The organism is Streptomyces flavofungini, from assembly GCF_041028215.1.
Lineage (GTDB): Bacteria > Actinomycetota > Actinomycetes > Streptomycetales > Streptomycetaceae > Streptomyces > Streptomyces flavofungini_B.
The window spans coordinates 1-1516 of the sequence record NZ_JASKYR010001170.1 but is presented as its reverse complement, the minus strand read 5'-3'; the positions used below and the strand labels follow the sequence as shown (position 1 = coordinate 1516).

General features: G+C 74.9%; 1 protein-coding gene. It reads right to left on the bottom strand.

Annotated elements, in window-relative coordinates:
• Positions 1–1516: non-ribosomal peptide synthetase (locus AB8Z36_RS39455; protein WP_369218177.1), on the bottom strand; the 1516-nt coding region annotated here is incomplete at both ends.

Below are 1516 nucleotides of genomic sequence, written 5' to 3'. Positions count from 1 at the left end.
GGGTGCGGGGCGGGGCGAGCCGTCGGCCGCCGCGCGGCGCAGCAGCGAGGCGAGGTTCTCGGGTGTGCGGGCCGCGAACACGTCGCGGACGGTGATCACACCGCCTTCGGCCGCCTGGCCGAGACGCCCGGCGAGGACGGCGGCGGTGAGGCTGTGGCCGCCCGCCGCGAACAGGTCGGCGTCCGCGGCGCGGGGCGGGGCGCCGAGCACGTCGGCCCAGATCCGCGCGACGGTGCGGCCCGGCTCGTCGGCCGGTTCCCAGACCGCGCCGTCCAGACTCGCCAGACGGGCCAGGAGGGCCACGCGGTCGATCTTGCCGTGCAGGGTGACGGGCAGCTCGTCGAGCCGCAGCAGTCGCCCCGGGACCATGTATCCCGGCAGCCGCCGCGCCAGCATGTCGCGTACGTCGGACGGTTCGAGGTCCTGGTCGGAGGTGTAGACGGCCGCGATGGAGGGCGGCCCCGAGGACGCCGTCAGGGGGAGGACCGTGGCAGTGACGACGCCCGGCACGGAGCTGAGGGCGGCCTCCACCTCGCCGAGTTCGACCCTGTTGCCGTGGATCTGGATCTGGTTGTCCCGGCGGCCGAGGAAGACCAGTTCGCCCCGGTGGTTCCAGCGGCCGAAGTCGCCGGTCCTGAAGGCGCGGACGCCGGGATGCGCGGGCAGTTCGCAGAACCGGCCGGGTCCCGTCGGTTCGTCGTCGAGGTAGCCACGGGCCACGCCGGGTCCGAGGACGTGGATCTCGCCGGGCACGCCGGGCGGCGCGTGGTCCCCGTGAGGGGTGAGCACCAGCACGCCGAAGCCCTCGGAGGGCCTGCCGACGGGAACGGTGGTGAGGGCGGGGAAGTCGGCACCGGGGCAGGTGAAGGTGGTCGCCTCGATGGTCGCCTCGGTGGGCCCGTACAGGTTGGCGAAGGTGCCCACGCGCAGCCGGTCCGCGAGCCGGGGCAGCAGCCCCGCCGGGATCTCGTCGCCGCCGAGCAGGCAGACGCGGACGTCCTCGGCGGCCCCCGGGGGCAGGCCCTCGGCCATGACGGCGAGCAGGGAGGGCACGCAGTTGATGACGTTCACCCCAAGACGCCGCGTCAGCGACCAGAACTCGGCGGGGGCGAGTTCCTGGGGCGAGCCCATGGGGACCACGCAGCCGCCCGCCGCGAGGGTGGTGAAGATCTGGTAGGTCAGGGCGTCGGAGGTCACGGCGGAGAGCAGGGCGCACCTGCTCTCCTCGTCGAAACCGACGAGCCGCCCGGAGGACAGGGCCTTGTGGGCGAGCTGGCGGTGGGTCAGCGCCACCGGACGGGGGAGTCCGGTCGAGCCGGAGGTGAAGAAGAGGATCGCCTCGTCGTCGGGGCCGGGACCGGCCGCCGCCTCTTCCTCGGCGGGGCCGGCGGTGGCGAGGTCCCGCGGGGAGATCACCGGGATCTCCGCGTCACCGGGCAGTTCGTCCCGTGCGGAGATGACGCACGCCGCCCCGCTCAGGCGCAACTGCCGGGCGACCCGCGCCGACGGGTGGGAG